21 protein-coding genes are annotated in these 20,086 nt (G+C 69.4%); 11 read left to right on the forward strand and 10 right to left on the reverse strand.

Features of this window, described 5'->3' with window-relative positions; all coding sequences use genetic code 11:
* Genes ACGFY5_RS15655 through ACGFY5_RS15665 form a run of 3 tightly spaced genes read left to right on the forward strand, consistent with a single transcriptional unit; the run spans position 1 to position 2,509 of the window.
* Positions 1 to 1,365, forward strand: a complete 1,365-nt coding sequence (locus tag ACGFY5_RS15655; protein WP_392720309.1) for an LLM class flavin-dependent oxidoreductase — start codon at positions 1 to 3, stop codon at positions 1,363 to 1,365.
* Positions 1,358 to 2,272: an HpcH/HpaI aldolase/citrate lyase family protein gene (locus tag ACGFY5_RS15660; RefSeq protein ID WP_392720310.1), complete on the forward strand. Its 915-nt coding sequence runs from the start codon at positions 1,358 to 1,360 to the stop codon at positions 2,270 to 2,272. The genes ACGFY5_RS15655 and ACGFY5_RS15660 overlap by 8 nt, the downstream gene beginning before the upstream one ends.
* A gap of 42 nt (positions 2,273 to 2,314) precedes the next feature.
* Positions 2,315 to 2,509 carry a ferredoxin gene (locus tag ACGFY5_RS15665; protein ID WP_392720311.1) on the forward strand — a complete coding sequence of 65 codons (195 nt, stop codon included), beginning with the start codon at positions 2,315 to 2,317 and terminating at the stop codon, positions 2,507 to 2,509.
* 58 nt (positions 2,510 to 2,567) lie between these two features.
* On the opposite strand, the gene ACGFY5_RS15670 is transcribed toward ACGFY5_RS15665, so the two are convergent.
* From ACGFY5_RS15670 to ACGFY5_RS15690, 5 genes are all read right to left on the reverse strand, one after another.
* Positions 2,568 to 4,775, reverse strand: a complete 2,208-nt coding sequence (locus tag ACGFY5_RS15670) for a glycoside hydrolase family 3 C-terminal domain-containing protein (RefSeq protein WP_392720312.1) — start codon at positions 4,773 to 4,775, stop codon at positions 2,568 to 2,570.
* Positions 4,772 to 5,617 (reverse strand): ATP-binding cassette domain-containing protein, encoded by an 846-nt coding sequence (locus tag ACGFY5_RS15675; RefSeq protein WP_392720313.1) that lies wholly within the window; start codon positions 5,615 to 5,617, stop codon positions 4,772 to 4,774. Before ACGFY5_RS15675 ends, ACGFY5_RS15670 begins: the two co-directional genes overlap by 4 nt.
* 4 nt (positions 5,618 to 5,621) lie before the next feature.
* The gene (locus tag ACGFY5_RS15680) at positions 5,622 to 7,424 is read right to left on the reverse strand and encodes an ATP-binding cassette domain-containing protein (protein WP_392720314.1); all 1,803 of its coding nucleotides are present in this window, start codon (positions 7,422 to 7,424) and stop codon (positions 5,622 to 5,624) included.
* Positions 7,421 to 8,362: an ABC transporter permease gene (locus ACGFY5_RS15685; protein WP_392720315.1), complete on the reverse strand. Its 942-nt coding sequence runs from the start codon at positions 8,360 to 8,362 to the stop codon at positions 7,421 to 7,423. Before ACGFY5_RS15685 ends, ACGFY5_RS15680 begins: the two co-directional genes overlap by 4 nt.
* A gap of 77 nt (positions 8,363 to 8,439) precedes the next feature.
* The gene (locus tag ACGFY5_RS15690) at positions 8,440 to 9,768 is read right to left on the reverse strand and encodes an ABC transporter substrate-binding protein (RefSeq protein WP_392720316.1); all 1,329 of its coding nucleotides are present in this window, start codon (positions 9,766 to 9,768) and stop codon (positions 8,440 to 8,442) included.
* An 88-nt stretch (positions 9,769 to 9,856) separates the two neighbouring features.
* On the opposite strand from ACGFY5_RS15690, the gene ACGFY5_RS15695 reads away from it, so the two are divergent.
* The gene (locus ACGFY5_RS15695; RefSeq protein WP_392720317.1) at positions 9,857 to 10,123 is read left to right on the forward strand and encodes a hypothetical protein; all 267 of its coding nucleotides are present in this window, start codon (positions 9,857 to 9,859) and stop codon (positions 10,121 to 10,123) included.
* A gap of 9 nt (positions 10,124 to 10,132) precedes the next feature.
* Here the strand turns inward: ACGFY5_RS15695 and ACGFY5_RS15700 are convergent, their stop codons facing one another.
* Positions 10,133 to 11,446 (reverse strand): sialidase family protein, encoded by a 1,314-nt coding sequence (locus ACGFY5_RS15700; protein ID WP_392720318.1) that lies wholly within the window; start codon positions 11,444 to 11,446, stop codon positions 10,133 to 10,135.
* Positions 11,447 to 12,376: 930 nt separating this feature from the next.
* On the opposite strand from ACGFY5_RS15700, the gene ACGFY5_RS15705 reads away from it, so the two are divergent.
* Positions 12,377 to 12,736 (forward strand): hypothetical protein, encoded by a 360-nt coding sequence (locus ACGFY5_RS15705; RefSeq protein ID WP_392720319.1) that lies wholly within the window; start codon positions 12,377 to 12,379, stop codon positions 12,734 to 12,736.
* Between the two features lie 80 nt (positions 12,737 to 12,816).
* Positions 12,817 to 13,122, forward strand: a complete 306-nt coding sequence (locus ACGFY5_RS15710; protein ID WP_392720320.1) for a hypothetical protein — start codon at positions 12,817 to 12,819, stop codon at positions 13,120 to 13,122.
* 23 nt (positions 13,123 to 13,145) lie between these two features.
* On the opposite strand, the gene ACGFY5_RS15715 is transcribed toward ACGFY5_RS15710, so the two are convergent.
* Entirely contained in the window at positions 13,146 to 13,628 is a 483-nt protein-coding gene (locus tag ACGFY5_RS15715; RefSeq protein WP_392720321.1) for a pyridoxamine 5'-phosphate oxidase family protein, read from the reverse strand.
* 35 nt (positions 13,629 to 13,663) lie between these two features.
* On the opposite strand from ACGFY5_RS15715, the gene ACGFY5_RS15720 reads away from it, so the two are divergent.
* Together ACGFY5_RS15720 and ACGFY5_RS15725 are read left to right on the forward strand one after the other, a co-directional pair.
* Complete coding sequence (locus tag ACGFY5_RS15720) at positions 13,664 to 14,812, forward strand: nonspecific lipid-transfer protein (RefSeq protein ID WP_392720322.1); 1,149 nt, start codon at positions 13,664 to 13,666, stop codon at positions 14,810 to 14,812.
* Positions 14,809 to 15,204, forward strand: coding sequence for a Zn-ribbon domain-containing OB-fold protein (locus ACGFY5_RS15725; RefSeq protein ID WP_392720323.1), 396 nt, complete (start codon positions 14,809 to 14,811; stop codon positions 15,202 to 15,204). Before ACGFY5_RS15720 ends, ACGFY5_RS15725 begins: the two co-directional genes overlap by 4 nt.
* Here ACGFY5_RS15725 and ACGFY5_RS15730 read toward each other — a convergent pair.
* From ACGFY5_RS15730 to ACGFY5_RS15740, 3 genes are read right to left on the reverse strand one after another with little or no spacing between them, the layout of a single operon-like run.
* Positions 15,201 to 15,956 (reverse strand): SDR family oxidoreductase, encoded by a 756-nt coding sequence (locus ACGFY5_RS15730; RefSeq protein ID WP_392720324.1) that lies wholly within the window; start codon positions 15,954 to 15,956, stop codon positions 15,201 to 15,203. The two genes, ACGFY5_RS15725 and ACGFY5_RS15730, sit on opposite strands and share 4 nt — an antisense overlap.
* Positions 15,953 to 16,357 (reverse strand): SRPBCC family protein, encoded by a 405-nt coding sequence (locus tag ACGFY5_RS15735; protein ID WP_392720325.1) that lies wholly within the window; start codon positions 16,355 to 16,357, stop codon positions 15,953 to 15,955. Before ACGFY5_RS15735 ends, ACGFY5_RS15730 begins: the two co-directional genes overlap by 4 nt.
* Position 16,358: 1 nt before the next feature.
* The gene (locus ACGFY5_RS15740; protein ID WP_392720326.1) at positions 16,359 to 17,102 is read right to left on the reverse strand and encodes an SDR family oxidoreductase; all 744 of its coding nucleotides are present in this window, start codon (positions 17,100 to 17,102) and stop codon (positions 16,359 to 16,361) included.
* A 72-nt stretch (positions 17,103 to 17,174) separates the two neighbouring features.
* Between ACGFY5_RS15740 and ACGFY5_RS15745 the strand changes: the two genes are divergently transcribed.
* The 3 genes from ACGFY5_RS15745 to ACGFY5_RS15755 all read left to right on the forward strand — a co-directional run bounded on the left by ACGFY5_RS15745 (position 17,175) and on the right by ACGFY5_RS15755 (position 19,983).
* A complete protein-coding gene (locus ACGFY5_RS15745) occupies positions 17,175 to 18,041 on the forward strand; it encodes an MBL fold metallo-hydrolase (protein WP_392720327.1) in 867 nt (288 codons plus the stop codon).
* A 65-nt stretch (positions 18,042 to 18,106) separates the two neighbouring features.
* Positions 18,107 to 19,318: a sensor histidine kinase gene (locus ACGFY5_RS15750; protein ID WP_392720328.1), complete on the forward strand. Its 1,212-nt coding sequence runs from the start codon at positions 18,107 to 18,109 to the stop codon at positions 19,316 to 19,318.
* On the forward strand, positions 19,315 to 19,983 hold the full coding sequence (locus ACGFY5_RS15755) for a response regulator (protein WP_392720329.1): 669 nt from the start codon (positions 19,315 to 19,317) through the stop codon (positions 19,981 to 19,983). The genes ACGFY5_RS15750 and ACGFY5_RS15755 overlap by 4 nt, the downstream gene beginning before the upstream one ends.
* Positions 19,984 to 20,086 lie beyond the last annotated feature (103 nt).

Here is a 20,086-nt window from a genome sequence, read left to right on the forward strand (position 1 = left end):
ATGAGCCGAACTGATCAGCTGACCCTGGTCGCCTTCATGCAGGCGTCCAACGTCTCGGTGTACTCCGGCTCGTGGCGCTACCCGAGCGCTGCGGCAGACTACCTGGACATTCGTTACTACCAGCGGATCGCCCGGACCTTGGAGGACGGCGGCTTCGACCTGCTGTTCTTCGACGACCGGCTCGCGATGCCCTCGATCTACGGCGACTCCCCCGCTGAGGCGATTCGCTACGGCGCGCGTCCGATCAAGCTCGACCTGACCGCCGTGCTCGGCGCGGTCGCCGCCAGCACCCAGCACATCGGGCTGGGCGCCACGTACTCGACGACCTACTACCCACCGTTCCACGTCGCGCGGACGTTCGCGACGCTCGACCACCTGAGCCGCGGCCGAGCGGCCTGGAACGTGGTGACCTCGGTGAACGATACCGAGGCCCAGAACTACGGGCTCGACGAGCATTTCCCCCACGACAAGCGCTACGACCGGGCCGAGGAGTTCATCGAGGTCGTCTCGAAGCTCTGGGACTCCTGGGAGGACGACGCGATCCTCAACGACCGCCAGCAGGGCATCTTCGCCGACCCCGACAAGGTCCACGAGCTCGACCACCAGGGGGAATACTTCACCGTGCGCGGCCCCCTGACCGTGCCTCGCACCCCGCAGGGCCGCCCGGTCATCATCCAGGCCGGCCAGTCCGGCCGCGGCCAGCAGTTCGCCGCGAAATGGGCCGACCTCATCTTCACCGCCGACCCGAGTCAAGAGATCGCCCAAGAACACTACAAACAGCAAAAGCAGCTCATCGACGACGCCGGGCGCGACGCCGCCACCGTGAGGCTGCTGCCGATGGTCTACACGATCGTCGGCGAGACCGAGGCGATCGCCAAAGAAAAGGAACTGATCTTCCTCAACGAACTGGTCCACCCGATGGCGTCCCTGACGCTGTTGTCCGAGGTGACCAACTACGACTTCGCCGGGCACTCGCTCGACGACCTGGTCACCGACGAGCTGATCGCGCAGGTCTCGGGCATCCGCGGGCTCGTCCAGGGCGTACGCCGGCACGTGGGCAGCGCGAAGCTCACGCTGCGCACCCTGGCCAACCACCGGGCGACCCTGCTGCAGGGGCCACGATTCGTCGGCACCGGGCCGCAGGTCGCCGAACAGATGGGGCAGTGGTTCCAGTCCCACTCCTGCGACGGCTTCGTCCTGGCCGCCACCCACTTCCCCGGCGCGTTCGAGGACTTCGTCCGCCTGGTCGTGCCCGAGCTCCGCGCCCGCGGCCTGGTCCGCAGCGAGTACACCGGCGACACCCTGCGCGAGAACCTCGGCCTGGAGCGGCCGCGGAACCTGTTCACGGAGACCACCGATGCCTGAGGCCCGCCCGCTACGCCGGTCGGAGCTGGCCACCCCGGCCACCAGCGACAAGATGATCGCCAAAGCCGCCGCGTCCGACGCCGATCTGGTTTTCCTCGATCTGGAGGACGCGGTCGCGCCGCACCTTCGCGAGCAGGCCAGGGCCGGCGCCGTCCGCGGGCTCAACGAGCTCGACTGGGGCACCACCGTGCGCGCGGTGCGCATCAACGGGATCGGCACGAAGTGGGCTTACGGCGACATCGTCGAGGTCGTCACCGGGGCCAGGGAGAACCTCGACACGCTCATCGTGCCGAAGGCCACCGCCGGCCGGGACGTGTGGTGGGTCGACGTTCTGCTCAGCCAGCTGGAGGAGGACCTCGGCCTGCGCACGAAGATCCGCCTCGAAGTGCTGATCGAGGACGTCGCCGGGGTTGCGCACGCCGAGGACATCGCCACTGCCAGCCCCCGGCTGGACGCCGTCATCTTCGGCGCCGGTGACCTTTCGGTCTCGCAGGAGGCGCGCGTGGACACCAACTTCCGTCCGCGCGACGGTTACGCGGGCGACTTCTGGTACTACGCCCGAATGCAGGTGCTCACCGCGGCCCGGGTCGCCGGAATCGCCGCCATCGACGCCCCGTACCCCGACTTCGGCAACCCGTCCGGTTACGAGGCGGACGCGCGCGCGGCGGCGTCGCTGGGCTTCGACGGGAAGTGGGCGATCCATCCCTCCCAGATCGAGATCGCCAACCGCGTTTTCCGCCCCAGCGACGCCGAGGTCGAACGGGCCCGCCGCAACGTCGAGGCCTACCGCGCCGCCGAGGCCGCCGGGCTCGGTGCGACCAGTGTGGACGGCCAGCTGGTCGACGCCGCCCACGTCAAGCTGGCCGAACGCGTCCTTCGGCACCACTCCGCGGTCGTCGGCTCCTAGATCTGGCGTTCCCTCTCCGTACTCATCGACCAGGAGCGTTCCATGAGGGTTTTCGTCGACGTGGACAAGTGCGTCGCCGCCGGCCAGTGTGTCTTCACGGCCATGGAGGTCTTCGATCAGCGCGACGACGACGGCCTGGTCGTCCTCCTGAACGCTGAGCCGCCCGCCGAACTGGCCGACGACGTCCGCCACGCAGCACTGATCTGCCCAGCGCAGGCCATCCGCACCGAGGAATAGCGTCGTCAGCCGGAAGTACCGCGTGTCGGGCCTTACGACGAGGCCCGACGCCACTGGGTCACCCGTTGTGCGCGGCCAGGACCCGATCGATGAGGGAGGGGTCGATCATCGCGAGCAGCTTTTTCAGCGGTATCTGCTCCACCAACGGCAGGACCTCCGGGTTGGTGATGCTGACCTCGAAGCCCAGCGTGCTGATCACGCTCAGGAGCGCGGCCCGGCCGGACGGATCGTCCATCCACTCGCGGACCGTGGAGTCGCTGCCGAGCGGTGTCTCCGGCTCGGTGCGGTCCAGGACGAACCCGGTGGTGCTCCGCAGGTCGCGCGAGGACGCGGCTGCGGTGAGCTCGTACCGGCCACCGGCGATGACCCACGCCTGGTGACGGGTGCTGTAGGAGGCGAACTCGCGGTCCGCGATGTCGACGACCACCCGCGCGGACTCTCCCGGCGCCAGCGGGACCTTCGCGAAGGCCACCAGCCGGCGAGCCGGCCGGTCCGGCTGCGTGGCCGGTCCGCTGGCATAAAACTGCACGACCTCCGCGCCGGCCCGGGTCCCGGTGTTGGTGACGGTCACGGTGGCCCGCACCTGACCGTCAGTACGATCGACCACCACGTCGCCGTACTCGAAGGACGTGTACGACAGGCCGTGCCCGAACGGGTACGCGACCTCGCGTCCGACCGTGTCGTAGAACCGGTACCCGACGTAGTGACGTTCGCCGTAGAGCGTCCGAGCGCCGTCACCGGGGAAGTTGAGGAATGCGGGGGTGTCTCGCAGGGCAAGCGGGATCGTCTCGGCGAGCTTGCCGGAGGGCGACTCCGCGCCGAAGAGAAGCCGGGCCGCGGCGGTCCCACCGGCCTGGCCACCCAGGCCGAGTTCGAGGATCGCGGCGGCATCCCGGGCCCAGTCGGCCACCGTGACCAGCCCACCGTTGGAGAGTAGTACGACCACTCGCGGGTTGACCGAGGCAACCGCGCTCAGCAGCCGGCGCTGCCCCGCGGGGAGATCGAGGTGAGTGCGGTCGAAGCCCTCCGACTCCTCCGCCGCCGGAAGGCCGAGGAAGAGCACGGCGTCCTCGGCGGCCGCGGCCAGCCGAACGGCCTCGGAAACCAAGGCCTCGGTATCGGCCTCGGCATCCGAGGTCAACGAGAACCCGGGGGCGAAGGTGACCTCGCGCCGGCCGGCGACCAACTCGCGTATCGCGTCCAATCCGGCGTCCAACCGGGTCGGCTGCACCTGCGAGCTGCCGGCACCTTGATAGCGCGGCGTACGGGCGAACTCTCCGATCACCGCGAGCCGGCCGGCACCGGGCGCCAGCGGCAGGAGCGGCCCGTCGTTCTTCAGGAGGACGGCGGCCGCGGCTGCCGCCTCGGTCGCGAGCTCGTGATGGTCGAAGGCAGACCCCGTGGGCTCGCGGTGATAGGCCGCGGCCAGTGCGGCAACCCGGTGGGATGCCCGGGTCAGATCGTCTTCGCTCAACCGACCACTGCCGACGGCCTCGACCAGCGTCGTGACGCTCCGGCGGGCGTCATTGCCAGGCATTTCCAGGTCCAGGCCGGCGGCGACCGCGGCCGCCGGGTCCTCGACCGCGCCCCAGTCGGAGACGACCAGCCCGGCAAAGCCCCATTCGTTCCGCAGCACGTCGGTCAGCAACCAGGGATTCGCGGTGGACGCGACGCCGTTGATCCGGTTGTAGGAGGCCATGACCGTCGCCGGCGCCGCCCTCTTCACTACCCGCTCGAACGCGGCGAGGTAGATCTCGCGCAGGGTCTGCTCGTCGACCTCGGCGGAGACCGTCATCCGGTTGGTCTCCTGGTTGTTGGCCGCGAAGTGCTTCACCGACGCGGCGACGCCGGTGGACTGCAGGCCGTTCACCCAGGCCACGCCGAGTTCACCGGCCAAGAGCGGGTCTTCGGAGTAGTACTCGAAGTTCCGCCCGCACAACGGCGACCGCTTGATGTTGATTCCTGGCCCCAGCAGGACGTGCACGCCCAGGGCCCGGCATTCCCGCCCCAGCGCCTCCCCGATCCGGCGGACGAGATCGAGGTCCCAGCTGGCTGCCAGGCCCGCCGCGGTCGGGAAGCAGGTCGCCGGATGGCTCCGCCCGAACCCGCCATGGCCCAGCGACGGGTCCTGCAGGCGAACGCCGTGGGGCCCGTCCGTGAGCACCAGCGACGGTACGTCGCCCACCGCCCGAGTACTCCAGGTGTCGGCCCCGGACACTAGGGCGGCCCGCTCCTCGATCGAGATCGTCTCCAACGGGCTGTTCACAGGTCTCCTCGGGACGGAAGGTTCCCGGCGTCGCGGATTCGCCGCTGCCGGCGTCGTTCCTGCTGAGCAGCGGGGTCGGCCACTGGCGCGGCCAGCAGTAGTCGCTGGGTGTACGGATCCTGCGGCGCGGTCGTGACGTCGGCCGTGGCCCCGGTCTCGACGATGCGTCCCCGGTGGATCACGGCGGTGCGGTGGCTGACATGACGCACCACGGCCAGGTCATGGGAGATGAAGAGGTAGGCCACGCCGGTGCGACGCTGGATGTCCAGCAACAGGTCCAGCACCCGGGCCTGGGTGGAGAGATCCAGCGCGGAGACCGGCTCGTCACAGACGATCAGCTTCGGTTCCAACGCGAGCGCCCGGGCGATCGCGATGCGTTGTCGCTGCCCACCACTGAATTCCCGGGGCAGCCGATGGTGGGCGTCGCCGGGCAGTTGGACCTGATCGAGCAGATCCCGGATCCGCTGCCGGGCCTGGTCCCGGGAAGTGCCCTGGACGGTGAGCGGCTCGGCGAGGATGTCTCCGATCGTCAGCGACGGGTTGAGGCTGGTGTAGGGATCCTGGAAGACGACCTGGATGTCGCGGGCCAGCGCGCGACGCGCCTTGCCCGTGACGTGCGTGATGTCGCGCCCGTCGAACCAGATCCGGCCACTACTGGGCCTGGCCAGGCCGAGCACGGCCCGGCCGATCGTGGTCTTCCCGGAGCCCGACTCCCCCACCAGGCCGAGTGCCTCGCCCCGGCCGGCGGTGAGGGAGATCCCGTGCAACACGTCCACGGAGCGCGGGCGGAAGCCATGGCCGGGGTAAGAAAGGTACAGGTCATCGATCTCGAGCAACGCCATACCCTCACGCCTTCCGCTCGAGTAGGTCCGCTGTGTCGTTCACCGGATGGGAGCCGGGCGGCGGGTCCGTACGGACGTGGCTCTCGTCCAGGATCGCGTCGAGCAACATCCGGGTGTGAGCATGCCGCGGGTCGGCGAACACGGTGGTGAGGTCCCCGGTTTCGACGATGTGACCCCGGTGCATGACCGCGATCCGGTCACAGAGATCCGCCACGACGCCGAAATTGTGCGTGACCAGCAGGACGGCCATGCCCAGCTCCGCCTGGAGATCCCGGAGCAGATCGAGGATCTCGGCCTGGATCGTGACGTCCAGGGCCGTGGTCGGCTCATCGGCGATGAGCAGCTTCGGCTCCGACGCGATGGCCCCGGCGATCAGGACGCGTTGTGCCATCCCACCGGAGATCTCATGAGGATAGGCCCGGAACGTGCGCTCCGGCTCCGTGATGCCCACGCGCGCCAGCAGTTCGAGCACGCGCGCCCGCGCCGCTGCGCGCGACAGCGAACGATCAGTGGACCGCAGCCCCTCGATCAACTGGGCGCCCACGGTGGCCGAGGGGTCGAGGTTGGACATCGGTTCCTGCGGTACGTAGGCGATCTCCGGCCCGCGCACCCGGCGCATGTCCCGCTCGCTCAGGCCGAGTAGTTCCTGACCGTCGAGGCGGATCGAACCGGCCACCACGACCGCCTCGGCCGGCAGCACACCGAGGACCGCGAACGCGGTCTGGGTCTTTCCCGATCCCGACTCCCCGACCAGGCCCACCACGTCCCTCGCGTCGACGCGCAGCGACACGCCGGAGACCACCTCGCGCAACTCGCCCGAGACCTGCGGATAGGCGATGGTCAGGTCCTCGACGACCAACAACGCCGGCTCTTCGATGCGGCCGCCGGTCGCGGCCAGGACCGTGGCCTTCGGCGCCCGGCTGCGGCTGCGCTTGGGCTGGACTCCTTCGAGCGTGTCACGCAGGGCGTTACCCAGCAGAACCAGGGACGCGGTGAAGATGCCCAGGAGCAGGCTGGGCCAGAGGAACTGCAGCGGCGCGCGGTAGAGGTTGACGAACCCGCTGTTGATCATGGCGCCGAAGCTGGGCACCGAGTCCGATCCCACGCCCAGGAAGGCGAGCCCGGACTGGGCGGTGATCGCGCCTCCGGCCAGGAACGCCGCGGAAATGATGATCGGCCCGCGGACCGCGAACAACACGTGACGACCCAGGATCCGGAGATCGGGCAGCCCGGATACGCGGGCGGCGTCGACGTACAGTTCGTTCTTCACCGCGAGCACCAGGTTGCGCACGATCCGGTAGATCCCCGGCGACAGCAGCACACCGAGGAAAGCCATCGTGGCCCGGTAGTCGCCCTTGGTCACCGGCAGCAGCACGATCAGCGCCAGGATGCCGGGGAAAGTCATGATGAGGTTGAACGTCCACTCGGTGACCGCGCGCGTCCGGTGGCCGAGGTACCCACCCACCAAGCCGGCGCTGACCCCGATGACCAGCGCGATGCTGGTGCCGATCAGCGCGGAGATCGTGCTGGTGTTGATCGAGTACAGCAGCCTCGCATAGATGTCGCGGCCGCTGTCGTCTCCCCCCAGCAGATATCCCTGTGCCCCTATCTTGGCGTTCACCGCGTCCAGCGAGGCGTGGTTGGGACCCCGGCTGGTCAGCAGCGGCGCCAGCAGGCCGACCACGACGATCAGAAGGATGACGCCACCGCAGATCACTGCCTGCGGATCCCGCAGCAATCGCCGCCAGAGCGACCGGCGGCCCGGCGGCTCCGATCGGGGAGCGGTCGGCAGGGTCTCGATGCTCACTGGAGTCTCGCCTTCGGATTGAGCCAGCCGTTGACGATGTCGGTGAGCAGGTTGACCCCGACGACCAGCAGCACGCCGAAAACGGTGACCCCCAGGACCACCGGGATGTCGCCCTGCTGGGAGGCCTGGAAGGTGAGCGTGCCGAAGCCCGGCAGGGCGAAGAGCTGCTCGATGATCAACGCGCCGCCGAGCATCGCGACGAACTGCAGCGACAGCACTGTCAAGGCCGGGCTCGCGGCATTACGCAACGCATGGCGCAGCACGATGGAGCGGCCCGACACGCCTCTGGTCCGCAACGTCCGCACGTAGTCTTTACGCAGTTCGTCGATCATCGATCCGCGTACCTGCGCGGTCAGCGGCGCCGCCCCGCCGATCGCCAGGGCGATCACGGGTATCACAATCGAGGCCAGCCATCTGCTGGGACTCTCCCCCAGTGGCGTATAGCCGGTGGCCGGCAGCCAGTGCAGCTTGATGGCCAGGACGTAGACCAGCGCGATCGCGAACAGCAGGTTGGGCACCAGGTTGCCGATCAGGGACGCGCCTTGGGCCAGGCGGTCCAAGGCCCCGCCCCGGGACGCCGCGAACACCCCGAGCGCGACGCTCACCACCGCGCTGACCAGCATCGAAACCAGAACGATGGAGAGCGTGACCCCGAGCCGGTGGGTGACCGCGGACACCACCGGCTCGCTGCTGCCGTATGACACCCCGAAGTCTCCCCGGGCGACGTGGCCCAACCAGTCGAGGTACTGCACGAGCACCGGCCGGTCGAAGCCCATGCTGGCCTTCGCCGCGGCCACCGCGTCCGGAGTCGCGCCGGTCCCCAGCCTGTTGCGCACTACGCCCTCTTCCGAGCTGGCGAGCAGCAGGAACGTGATCAGCGTGGCCAACAGCGCGAGCACCACGCCGGCCGCGAGGCGACGCAGGACATAAAGCACCATGCGGGTTCCTTCTCCCCCGAGATTGGGCGGTGCGTCCGGCTCCGGGTCGTGCTCGGCCACGACCCGGAGCCGCCTGGTCAGTCGGGCAGAGCGAAGGCGCGGAGCGTGGAAGACACCAGGGGGTTCTCCACGTACTTCACGCCCTTGGTGGCCCAATCGTTGCCGTTGTAGGCGATCGGAGCCGCCCAGGCGTTCTTCACCGCGAATGCGCTGATCTGCTTGTAGAGCGTGGCGGCCGCCGTCGGGTCCTGTGCCGCATTGACGTCGGTCATCAGCTTGGTCAGCTGGGGGTCGGTGGTGTGGAACGGATTGAGCAGCCCGGTGGGGGCGAAGTTGGTCTGCATCTCCGAGGCCGGGTAGGTCAACCCGTTCATGAAGATGACGACCGGGTACTTCTGGGACGAGATCTCCGTGGCGATGTTCTGCGGCGGAACGGCGACGAAGGTCGCCTTGATACCTATCTCGCCCAGCTCCTGCACCAGGGTCGGCTCGTACGGTTTGGTGAAGCCGGGGCTCGGGATCGAGATCGAGAAGCCCTTCGCGTACCCCGCGTCGGCCATCAGCTTCTTCGCCTGAGTGACGTTGTAGCCGTAGGTGTTGTCCACCGCCGGGTCGTAGCCGTCACCGTTCACGTTGAAGAGCTGGTTGGTCGGCTTACCGACGCCGTTCTGGATGACCTTATTGATCTTCGCGCGGTCGAGGGCCAGGTTGATGGCCTGCCGCACCCGAAGATCCTTGAGTGCCGGGACCTTGACCCCGCCGCGGTCGGCGATGATCAGCGCCGCGACCACCGTCGCGTCGACCCTGGTGATGGTGAAACCGGCGGCCTTGAGCTGCGCCCCGTCCCGGCTGTCGATCGGGGAAGCGTTCGTCTGGCCCGACTTCAGCGCGTTGAGGCTCGCCGTCGGGTCGGTGAACACGCGCAGGGAAACCTTCTTGAACGGGTAGGCGCTCTTGTTCCAGTAGTCCTCGCGCCGTTTCAGCACATAGGTCGAGCCGGCCACCGTGCCGGACTTTTCCAGCGTGTACGGGCCGGACGCCACCGGATCCAGTGCCGAGCTCGGCTGGGCCATCGTCGCCGGATCGGCGATCACGCCGAGGGGGCCGGTCAGCCCCGGGAGAAAGCCTGCGTCGGGTTGCTTGAACTTCACGACGACCGTGGAGTCGTCGGTTGCGGTGACACCGTCGACGTTGACCATCGAGGCGTACTGCGGGCCCGGGACGGTCTTGATCCGGTCAAGGGTGGCTTTGACCGCAGCGGACGTCACCGGGGTGCCGTTGCTGAACTTCATGCCCGTGCGCAGCGTGAGGGTCAGCGTTCGGCCATCGGCGGTGTACTGCCACTTCTCCGCGGCGTTCGGTTGAACCTTCCCGTCGGGGTCCAGATAAAGCAGCGTGTCGTACACGCCGCCCCAGACGTACTGGGCGGCCCCGCCCGTGATCTGCGCCGGGTCGAGCGACGCGGGCGCCGACCTGAGCGAGATGGAGAGGGTAGTGGCGGCGCTCGAAGACCCGCCGTCCTCGCCGGAGCTGCCGGAACACGCGGCCGGCGCGAGCAAAACGAGCGCAGCGGCGATCGATGCGATGGCGCGTATCCGCGCCCTAGGCTTTCTGACCGGACTGGCCATGGCGGTTGTGCCCTTCGACGCTGATGCCGGACAGGGTGGCAGCGACGGCGCCGTCGTTCGGTACGCGCGGCGGTCGCCCGGGAGGAACTCGGGGACGTCACCGGTCGGCAGGCTGGGGCAGGCCGACCGGTGACGAGAGGACTCAGTGCTTGTAGAGCGCGAGCGGGACGCGCCCGACGATGCCGTCGAGCTGACCACCGCTGCGGGCATCCGCCCAGGTCACATACGCGTACTTATCGGTGACGAGGATCCGGGAGAACTCGTCGCCCTCACCCTTGAAGTACGGCTGGGTGGTCTTGTTGACCTTGACGGTGGGGCTGAACGTCTTCCCGTGATCGAACGAGACCGTCGAAAAGACGTCCACGTCCGGCTGAGTCCGCCACATGACGCCGAGTGCACCCCGGGCGCCGAAATCGATCCACGGCCGGAACGCGCCGGGAGCGCTGATCACGGTCGGGCCGGTCCACTTCGTCCCGGCGTTCTCGGTGACGTAGACCTCGAAGGTGTCGCCCCTCGGGATCATCACGGCGAACCGCCCGGCCTTCGTCGGGTCGGCCGAGACCCACGGAATCGGGTCGGAGGCCAGCAGCGCCTGGCTCGGCACCGTCGAACCGCTCGGCGGCGCCACCGTCGCGCCCTTGCTGTCGGTCAGCAACGAGCTGGTGAAGGTCTTCCCGCCGTCACGGCTCACGGCGATCGTCACGGTGGTCGGCTCGATCGACGTGTTGTTGACGACCTTCAGGCAGGTGCCCGTCATCAGGATCCCGTGGCCGACGGCGATCTGATTGCCGAATGCCTGATCCGGAAGCGTGGTCGTGGGAGTGGTCCAGGTGCGGCCGCGATCTGAGCTGATCGTCACGGCGTGCGGGCTCGGGGCCGGCGTGAGCGTGCCCACCGCGTAGACCTTGTCGGTGGCCGCGTCGACCCGCAGTCGCGGCGTCGTCGCGATCAGGAGGGGCGTGTCCACGGGTGTGCTCCACGTGCGACCGCCGTCGGTGGAGCGAGCGACCCCCACGTGGTTCGGGGCTCCGCCGCAGCCGCCCGGGGACGACTCGGTCGGCGCCCCTGGCGCGCACCCGAGCCGGTTGAACGCGGTGTAGAAGGTGCCCTGGGAATCGACGGCGAGGTAGGGGTCACCGCACTCGGCGCGGTTTCCGTACGGGAATGCCACGCGAGTCCAGGTAGCCCCGCCGTTGGTGGAGTACGCGGCGTAGCAGTGGTACTGGGTCCGCACGGTTGTCGTCGCGGGCGTGTGGTCGGTCGAGATGTAGACGACGTTGTTCGGGTTCTTCGGGTTGACGGCCACGATCGGCTGGCCGTTGGACAAGGTCGACGCTTGCGTGACGTTGACCTCGAGGCTTCCCGCACCGCCTCCGGCGGCGCTGGGAAGACTCGCCTGTGCGCTGGTCGTGAGCGGCAGCACGAGGGCCAGCCCGAGGGCTGCTCCGGCTGCCAATATTCGCTTCCTGATCCTCTGGGTGGAAGGTGTCGTCAGTGACATCTTGCCTGCCTCTCCTCGTGCGCGGCCTGGATGGTCCAGGCCGGTCGGGGGCTGTCCGTGGCGCCGACAGCAGACAACTGAGGTGGATGGATTAGGTCGATCTCGGCGTCGCGGTTGCGGGGACGCAACGCGGCACTCAGGCGCCCGAGCGGTAAGGCAGGGGCGTCTTCGTACCGCGCGTCGGGTGGTGCGCCGCGTCGCCTACCGCGGCCGGAGGTGACCGGTGCCGGTATTGGTACCGCAATATTTTCATCGCGTCAACGAATCAGTTATATTAGTAAGGTCTCTGCACCTCTTGGACGAAGATCGGTGAGACCCGCCCAAACCCCTCGTTGACGGCACCCGTCTTTTGCTCTAGCAATATGCGCTGAGACCCGGGAGGGCATGTGGACACAAAGAGACCGAAGCTCGGCTCCGTCGATCGACTACTCTTCTGAGGTGGCCCGACCTGCTCCAGCCTCCGCGCGGGCGGTGAACATCATCGCGTTCCTCACTGCGCACCCGTCGCGGGGCTTCACCATCAGCGAGCTGGTTCAACACCTGAAGATGAACATCGCGTCAGCGCACTCCACGCGCGGTACTCGGCGACTGCGGATTCGTCGTGCGGGACCCGGTCCACCGCACCTACCGGCTCGGACCGGCGCTCGCGGTCACCGGCTTCGCCGCTCTCGAGCAGCATCCGGCCATCCCGGCCGCCATCGAGCAAGCCGAGCTGCTGGCCGATGAGCTCGACACCGAAACCACCGTCACCGCGGTCGCCGGGCGGGACGTCATCCTCCTGGCTCGCTGCGGTCCGGAGCGGCACGAACAGCGCATCGGCTACCCCGGCGACCGGTCACCGTTACTCGCGCCGATCGGCGCCCTGTTCATGGCCTGGGGGTTCCGATGCCCACCATCGCTGCGCCGGCCGTGTACGAAGCCGTCACCAGAGTGCGGGCGGAGCCCACCGACGCCGACGCCGAGCATCAGCTCGCGGAGGTGCTGGGGACGATGGACGAGACGCTCCTGCCACTGGAAGGCTTACCGCCATCGAGGGAGATCGTCTTCACGACGGTCGCCGCGCCGATCTTCGATCCTCTGGGTCGCGTGCCCCTGACGCTCAGCGCTACCGGCCCCGGGCACCCCGTCCCGGTCGAACGCGTCTTGGAGGGCGGGCGACGGCTGGTGCAGGCCGCCGCGATCGCGACCCGGCAGGCGCGGGGACGGGCGCCCGGAGGAGAGGCCTCCTTCGGACGGATCGGCTGACGGCCAGCGTGGCAGCCTCCCCAGTCGATCGTCTCGGCCGAGCACAGTCACCACTACGGCGTACGGAAAGGCCAACCCCGATGTCCCAGCGTGAAGCACTGCTGATCCTTAGCAACCCGGTCGACGGCAAGGACGCGGAATTCCGCGAGTGGTACTGGGGTATACACATCCCCGAGGTCCTCGGGCTACCGGTCATCGAGGCCGCCCACCGGTACTCCGTGCCGGACGCCCTGAGGGCGAACGCGCCACAGCGGTACGCGACGCTTTACGACGTGAAGGGCTCCGCCGCCGAAGCGATGAACGCGCTCTTCACGTCGGGCCTCAGTTCCAGTGACACGCTCGATGTGGCCACCGTGGTGGTGCTTCCGCTCGTCGTGCACGACTGAACCGGAGGAACACCTGCCGACGCTCAGCCCAGCTTGCGGTAGTCCCAGCTGGCGACCTTCGACGGCGTGAGCCGCAGCCAGCCGTGCCGGCCGTCGTAGGGCAGGTCGCCCTGGCCCGCGTAGTACTTCGCGGCGAACATCCGCTCAGCCGCCTCCAGCTCGGGGATCGACTCCGCGCCGGTCCGGGGCGCTTCGCCGACCTGCTCCAGTGTTCCGCGCAGCTCGACTCCGTGCAGCTCGGCGAAGTCGTGCCCGGCGTCCACCACGACCGCGACCCGCGGATCGTTCGTGATGTCGCTCCACCGCTGGCTCTTGACGATCGAGTTGAGCCAGAGCGACGTCCCGTCCCAGACGAACCAGAGGGGCGACACGTGCGGCGCACCGGACGAGGTCAGCGTGGCGACCCGGCAGGTGCGGGCGCCGGCGAGGAACGCGTCCAGCTCCGGCTTCGACATCGCGATTCGGCGTCCACGCTTCTGCGTGCCCAATACCTCGTCCGCCGCCATGGCGCCTCCCTAAATTAGTTTGCTAGTTTAACTGTATGGCTGAACGCACTGCGGCGATCGTCGGGATCGGAAGAACCGAATTCAGCAAGGACTCCGGACGGACCCCGCTGACGATAGCGGTCGAAGCCGCCCGCGCCGCGCTCCGGGACGCCGGCCTGGACGACACCGACGTCGACGGGATCATCAACTTCAACACCAACGACTCCGCGCCCTCCCAGGACGTCGGCCGGGCCCTCGGCGCCGTCGATCTGGGGCTGGCGGCCGATCTGCAGGGCGGCGGGAACCTTGCGGTGACCGTCGTGGGCCAGGCCTTCGCCGCCGTCCAGGCCGGGATCTGCGACACCGTCGTGGTGTTCCGGTCCCTGAACGGACGCTCCGGCAACCGGTACGGCCGGGGCGAGAAGCCGTCCATCCCGCTGCGCGGCGAGATGCAGTTCGCGGCGCTCAACGGCTACGTGATCCCGCCGATGTGGATCGCCATGTTCGCGCAGCGCCACAAGCACGTCTACGGCACCACCGACGAGGACTTCGGGCACATCGCGCTGACCATGCGCAGGCACGCCACCGCCAACCCGCACGCGATGCAACGCCACCCACTCGGTATGGACGACTACCTCGCCGCCCGCTGGATCTGCGAGCCGTTCCGGTTGTTCGACTGCTGCTTGGAGACCGACGGCGCGGTGGCTCTCGTCGTCACCTCGCTGGACCGGGCCCGCGACCTCCGTCAGCGTCCGATCGTCCTCACGGGGTTCGGGGAGGCGCACACCAGCGGCGGGTCATGGACCAACTTTCCCGACCTGTCGGAGATGTACTCGGCCTACGCCGCGAAGCGGCTCTGGAGAAGTACCGACCTGCGGCCCGCGGACATGGACGTGGCCTGCATGTACGACTGTTTCACCGGCACGGTGATGGCGACCGTCGAAGACTTCGGTTTCTGCCCGAAGGGCGAGACCGGGGCGTTCTTCGCCGAGGGCCGCGCGACCTACGGCGGGGACGTGGTGGTCAACCCGCACGGCGGGCTGCTGTCCGAGGGCTACCTCCACGGCCTGAACCATCACTACGAGGCCGTGCTCCAACTCCGCGGCGACGCCGGTGACCGGCAGGTGCCAGAGGCGCGCACCGCGCTGGTCACCGCCGGGGCCGGCCCGGCCGGCGGCGCCCTGATCTACCAGGCGGACCGATGACTCCCCCACCCCCGGCGCCGTTGATCGACGCGGACAGCATCGGCTTCTGGGCCGCCACCCGCGAGGGACGGATCGCGCTCTGCCGCTGCGGTGACTGCGGTACCTGGCTCGCCCGCCCGCTGGCGAGTTGCTCGCGCTGTGGCGCGAAGACCCGCTTCGAAGACATCAGCGGAACCGGAACGATCTACAGCTACATCGTGGTCCACCACCCGAGCGTGCCCGCGTTCGCCGCGATGGTCCCCTACGTCGTGGCGCTGGTCGAGTTCGACGAAGGCCCGCGGCTTCCCGGCCTTCTCCTCGGGCAACCCGGGGAGATCGGCGACCGGGTCCGCGCGGAGCTGACCCGCTTCCCCGGCGCCGACGAGGACGCGGTCACGTTCCGCCGGATCTAGAGACCCTTCGTCCGGCCGCCGTCGACGTCAATGATCGCGCCGTGGAGCCACCCGCTCTGCGGCGAGAGCAGGAACGCGACCCAGTTCGCGACGTCGTCGGGCGTCCCGAGGCGGGTGATCTCGTCGCGGCGCACCATCTCGGCCATGATCTCGTCCAGACTGCGTCCCGCGGCCTCGGCCCGCGCGGTCAGCATCGCGGTGATGCGCGGGGTCGTGACCGCGCCGGGGTTGATCGCGTTGACCCGGACCCCGTCCTCGCGTCCGCGGTCGGCAAAGACCTTGGTGAGCGCCATCAGCGAGGCGCTCAGCGCCCCGGTCATCGCGAACGGATCCCGCGGCGTGCGCGCGCCGATCCCGCCGATGTTGACGATGTCCCCGCGCGCGACGGAAAGATGGGGCCACGCCGCACGCATCATGCGGAGCGCCCCGAGCACCTTCACCTCGAAGCCGGTGACCCATTCGGCGTCACTCAGAGCCAGTGCGCCGCCGGCCTTGGTCGCGCTAGCGCAATTCACCAGCACGTCGAGGCGCCCGCAGCGTGCCACGACGTCCGCGACCGCGCCCTCGATGGCGGTGGGGTCGGTGAGGTCACAGCCGATAGCGAACGCGCCGGGGAGCCCATCGGCCGCCGCGGTCAGCCGCGACGACGCGCGGGCCACGAGCGCCACCCGGTGGCCCTCCCCCGCCAGACGCCCCGCGATCGCGTTCCCGATGCCCTCGCTCGCGCCGGTGACGACCGCGACGCGGCTCACCGCTCCCCGAACGCGTGCACGGCGGCCACCAGTTCGTCGAACATCAGGTCGTAGCCAGCAATACGCTCGTCGGACAGCTCGTGCGGGATCATGTCGGTGATCCAGGTCAGCCGGGTCGCTCCGTCCGGGTCCACGCCGACGTGCATCTCGGCGTGGTGGAACTCGGTGCCGGTGAGCCCGGGCACCGTGTACGACGCCCGCCGGTGCACCGGGTCGGTCGTGACGATCCGCTCCCAGATCTCCCGGCCGTCCTTCGTGGTGACCACCCGGTAGTCGTCGACCTGCCGCTCGGCGACACACGCCGAGAAGACGTGCACGTCCGACCGGGCGTAGGCCTCGAGAAACGCCCAGGCGACGTCCGGCGAGACCTGCACGGTTGCGCTCCGATAGATGCCGGCCATGCTAATTCCGTCCCAGGCTGGTGGTCGCGATCGTGTCGATCCAGGCGTCGTAGTCGGTGCCCTTATCGACGAGGGCCCGATCCGCTCCCTCCTGGGTGAGGATCAGGAAGCGCTCGTCGGCGATCCCCCGGCAGACGACGTCGGCAACCTGCTCTGGCGTCAGCGCCGCCCGCACCGCCGGGTGGTCGGACGGGAACGTGCCGTCGAGCAGCATCCGGGTCAGCATCGGTCCCGGACAGAAGCAGGAGACGTTGATGCCGTCCGGCCGGTAGCGCACCGCGAGCCACTCCGACAGCGCCAGAGCACCGCGTTTGGTGACCGTGTACGCGGCCTTGTCCAGCTGGGTGGAGAGCGCGATCGAGGATGCGGTCTGCAGCAGGTACCCCTCGCCCCGGGCCAGCATCGACGGCAGCACCTCCTGGACAGCGTGCAGGTGCGCCATGACGTGCAGTTGCCACATCGTCGACCAGACACCCTCGCGGTCCGGCTTCTCCTGTCCGGACGGGCCCGAGACGCCGGCGTTGGAGAACCAGATGTCGATCTCGCCGTAGGTCTCGCGCGCGAGGTCGGCCACCGCCCTCACGTTGGCCGCCACCGTGATGTCGGCGGCCAGCCCGACCGCGCCGATCTCTTTGCTGACCCGCTCGACCGCCTCGGGCTCGATGTCGGTGACGACGACCCGCGCGCCCTCGGCGGCGAACCGGCGCACGATCGCCTCCCCGATGCCGTTCCCCGATCCGGTCACGACGGCTACCCTGCCGCTCAACTCCATGCGCACTCCTACCATCCAACTTATCTAACTGATATCACTATCATTATGAAACTGGGTGACGCGACGATCGATCGGGCTTTCGAGCAGTCCTTCCCGGTATCGGTCTTGAGCCTGACCACCGACGAAGCGCTGATCGAGCGGCGGGCCGGAACGCTGCCGCCGGGGTTCCTGGACCGGAAATCGAACGCGTTCGCGTTCACCAGCCAGAGCTGGATCGTCCAGGTCGACGGTCTGGTCGTCCTGGTCGACCCGTGCACCGGCAACGGGCGCCACCTCGGGCAGGCCCCGGTGTTCGACGATCTGGACACGCCGTACCTCGACCGCCTCGGCGTGCGGCCGGAGCGGGTCGACGTCGTCTTCAGCACGCACCTGCACCACGACCACTGCGGCTGGAACGTGCGGCGGGACGGCGGCCGGTGGGTTCCCACGTTCCCGAACGCGTCCTACCTCTTCGTCGACGCGGAGTACGAGCGGTGGGCGTCGACCGATCACCCGAACACGTTCAGCCCCAACGTCTTCGGGCAGTGCGTCCGCCCGGTCGTGGACGCCGGGCTGGCCACCGTCGTCTCGCCACCGCACCGGGTCTCGCCGAGCCTGACGATCGAGCCGGCGCCGGGCCACACCCTCGGCCATGCCGTGCTGCGGCTGGAATCGGACGGCACGACCGCGTACTTCACCGGCGACGCGTTCCACCACCCGCTCCAGTTCACCGACCCAGGCCTGCACCTCCCGGGCTGCGACGACCTCGCCCGCGCGATCGAGACCCGGGCCGCGCTGGTCGACCGGGTCAGGCGGGAGAGCGCATTCGTCTTCCCGGCCCACTTCCCGGCCCCGCACTACGGCCGGCTCGGGCTCGACGGCGACGAGGTCTGCTTCCTGCCCGGCGAGACCGGACTACTACAGTCGCGGTAGCCGACACGAGTGCGTTACCGCCGGTGGACGACGCCCGGCCGAGAGCGGCCGACTAGCGTCGAGCCATGACGTTCGCGCTCTCGACACCGCGAATGATCGCCGGTACGCGTCAATGGTTCCTCCGGAACCCACCGGCGCTCGATCTGCTGCTCGCGGTGCTGGTGGTGGGACTCGCGCTCGGTCCATTCCTGAGCGGCACCGGCTGGCGGCCGGAGCGGCCCGGGGGCATCGTCTACGTCGCGCTCCTGCCCGGCTTCGTGGCGCTCGCCACCCGTCGCCGGTGGCCCCGGGCAGCCCTGCCGATCGCGACCGCGGGCCTGGTCTGGCAGGTCGGTTTCGGCGGCAACTGGGACGCCGTCCTGGTGGTCATCACCGGCGTGGTGGCCTACGCGATGGCCATCCGGACGCCCCGGCGGGTCACTTGGCTGCTGGCCGTCGCCTGCGGAATCGTCCTGTATGCCGCGTACGGGATCTGGGCCGGCGAGGGACTCCGCGCCGTGGGCAGCCTGCCGGTGCTGGCGTTCATCGGCATGGTGGTCGCGGTCGGTGACGCCACCCGCAACCGCCGGGCCTACCTGGCCGAGATCGAGGAGCGGGCCCGCCGGGCCGAGGAGTCCCGGGACGAGGTCGCGCGGCGCCGGGTGGTCGAGGAGCGGCTGCGCATCGCCCGGGAACTGCACGACGTCGTCGCGCACCACATCACGGTGATCAACATGCAGGCCGGTGGCGCGTCCCGCGTACTGGACCGCCGGCCCGACCAGGCCCGGGCCGCGCTCGCGACCATTGGCGAGGCCTGCGACCTGGTACTGAAGGAGCTGGGGTCCGTCGTCGGCGTGCTGCGTCAAGCCGATGACCCGGACGCGGTGACCGGACCCGCCCGCGGGCTGGCCCGCCTGCCCGAGCTGCTGACGGCCGTCGCGTCCGCGGGCCTGCACGTCACCGACCGAAGCGGGACCGACCGAAGCGGGACCGACGCCCGGGAACTGCCCGCCGTCGTCGATCTCGCGGCCTACCGGATCGTCCAGGAAGCCCTCACCAACGCGCAGAAGTACGGCACCGGGACCGCCGAGTTGACGATCGGCTACACCCGGGCCGGCGTCGTCATCGACGTCGTCAACCCGGTCGCCGCGCCACCGCGGTCGGGTGGCTCCGGGTACGGCCTCGTCGGGATGCGGGAACGCGCGGCCGCCGCGGGCGGCACGCTGAGCGCTCGTCCGGACGGCACCGGCCGCTTCGTCGTCCACGCCGAGCTGTCCGCACCGAAGGAGAACGGGTGACGATTCGCGTCTTGCTCGCCGACGACCAGGCCCTGATCCGGGCCGGATACCGCATGATCCTGGACGGAGAGCCGGACATCGAGATCGTCGGTGAGGCGATCGACGGACGGGAGGCGGTCGAGCTGGCCCGTTCGGTCCGCGCCGACGTCGTGCTGATGGACCTCCGGATGCCCGGGCTGGACGGCATCGAGGCGACCCGTCGCATCGCCGCGGACGACGATCTGGCCGGCGTCCGCGTGCTGGTGCTCACCACGTTCGAGGACGACGCCAACGTGATGCTCGCGGTCCGGGCCGGGGCCAGCGGGTTCCTCGGCAAGGGCGTGGGCCCGGACGAACTGGTGCGGGCCGTCCGGGCGGTGGCCGACGGGGACGCCATGCTGTCGCCGCGGGCCAGCCGGGGCCTTCTCGAACACCTGCGGGCCCAGCCCGACCCGGGTCTGCCGGTCGACGAGGCCCGGCTCGCGGCACTGACCGAACGGGAACGCGAGGTGGTCGGACTGGTCGCATACGGGCTGACGAACGACGCGATCGCCGAGCGGCTGTTCCTGTCCCCGCTGACCGCCAAGACGCACCTCAACCGGGCGATGGCGAAACTGGGGGCCCGCGATCGGGCCCAGGTGGTCGTGGTCGCCTACCAGAGCGGTCTGGTCCAGGCCGCGCGGTAGGGAAACCCGGGAACTACCGCGGCTGCGGTAGCCGACCGGACCGCGGCTGGACGACGCGGACGGCACGTCCCCGCCGGAACGATGAGCGAGTCCTGCTCTCGTA

The organism is Cryptosporangium sp. NPDC048952 (genome assembly GCF_043197895.1).
In the GTDB taxonomy this organism is placed as follows: domain Bacteria; phylum Actinomycetota; class Actinomycetes; order Mycobacteriales; family Cryptosporangiaceae; genus Cryptosporangium.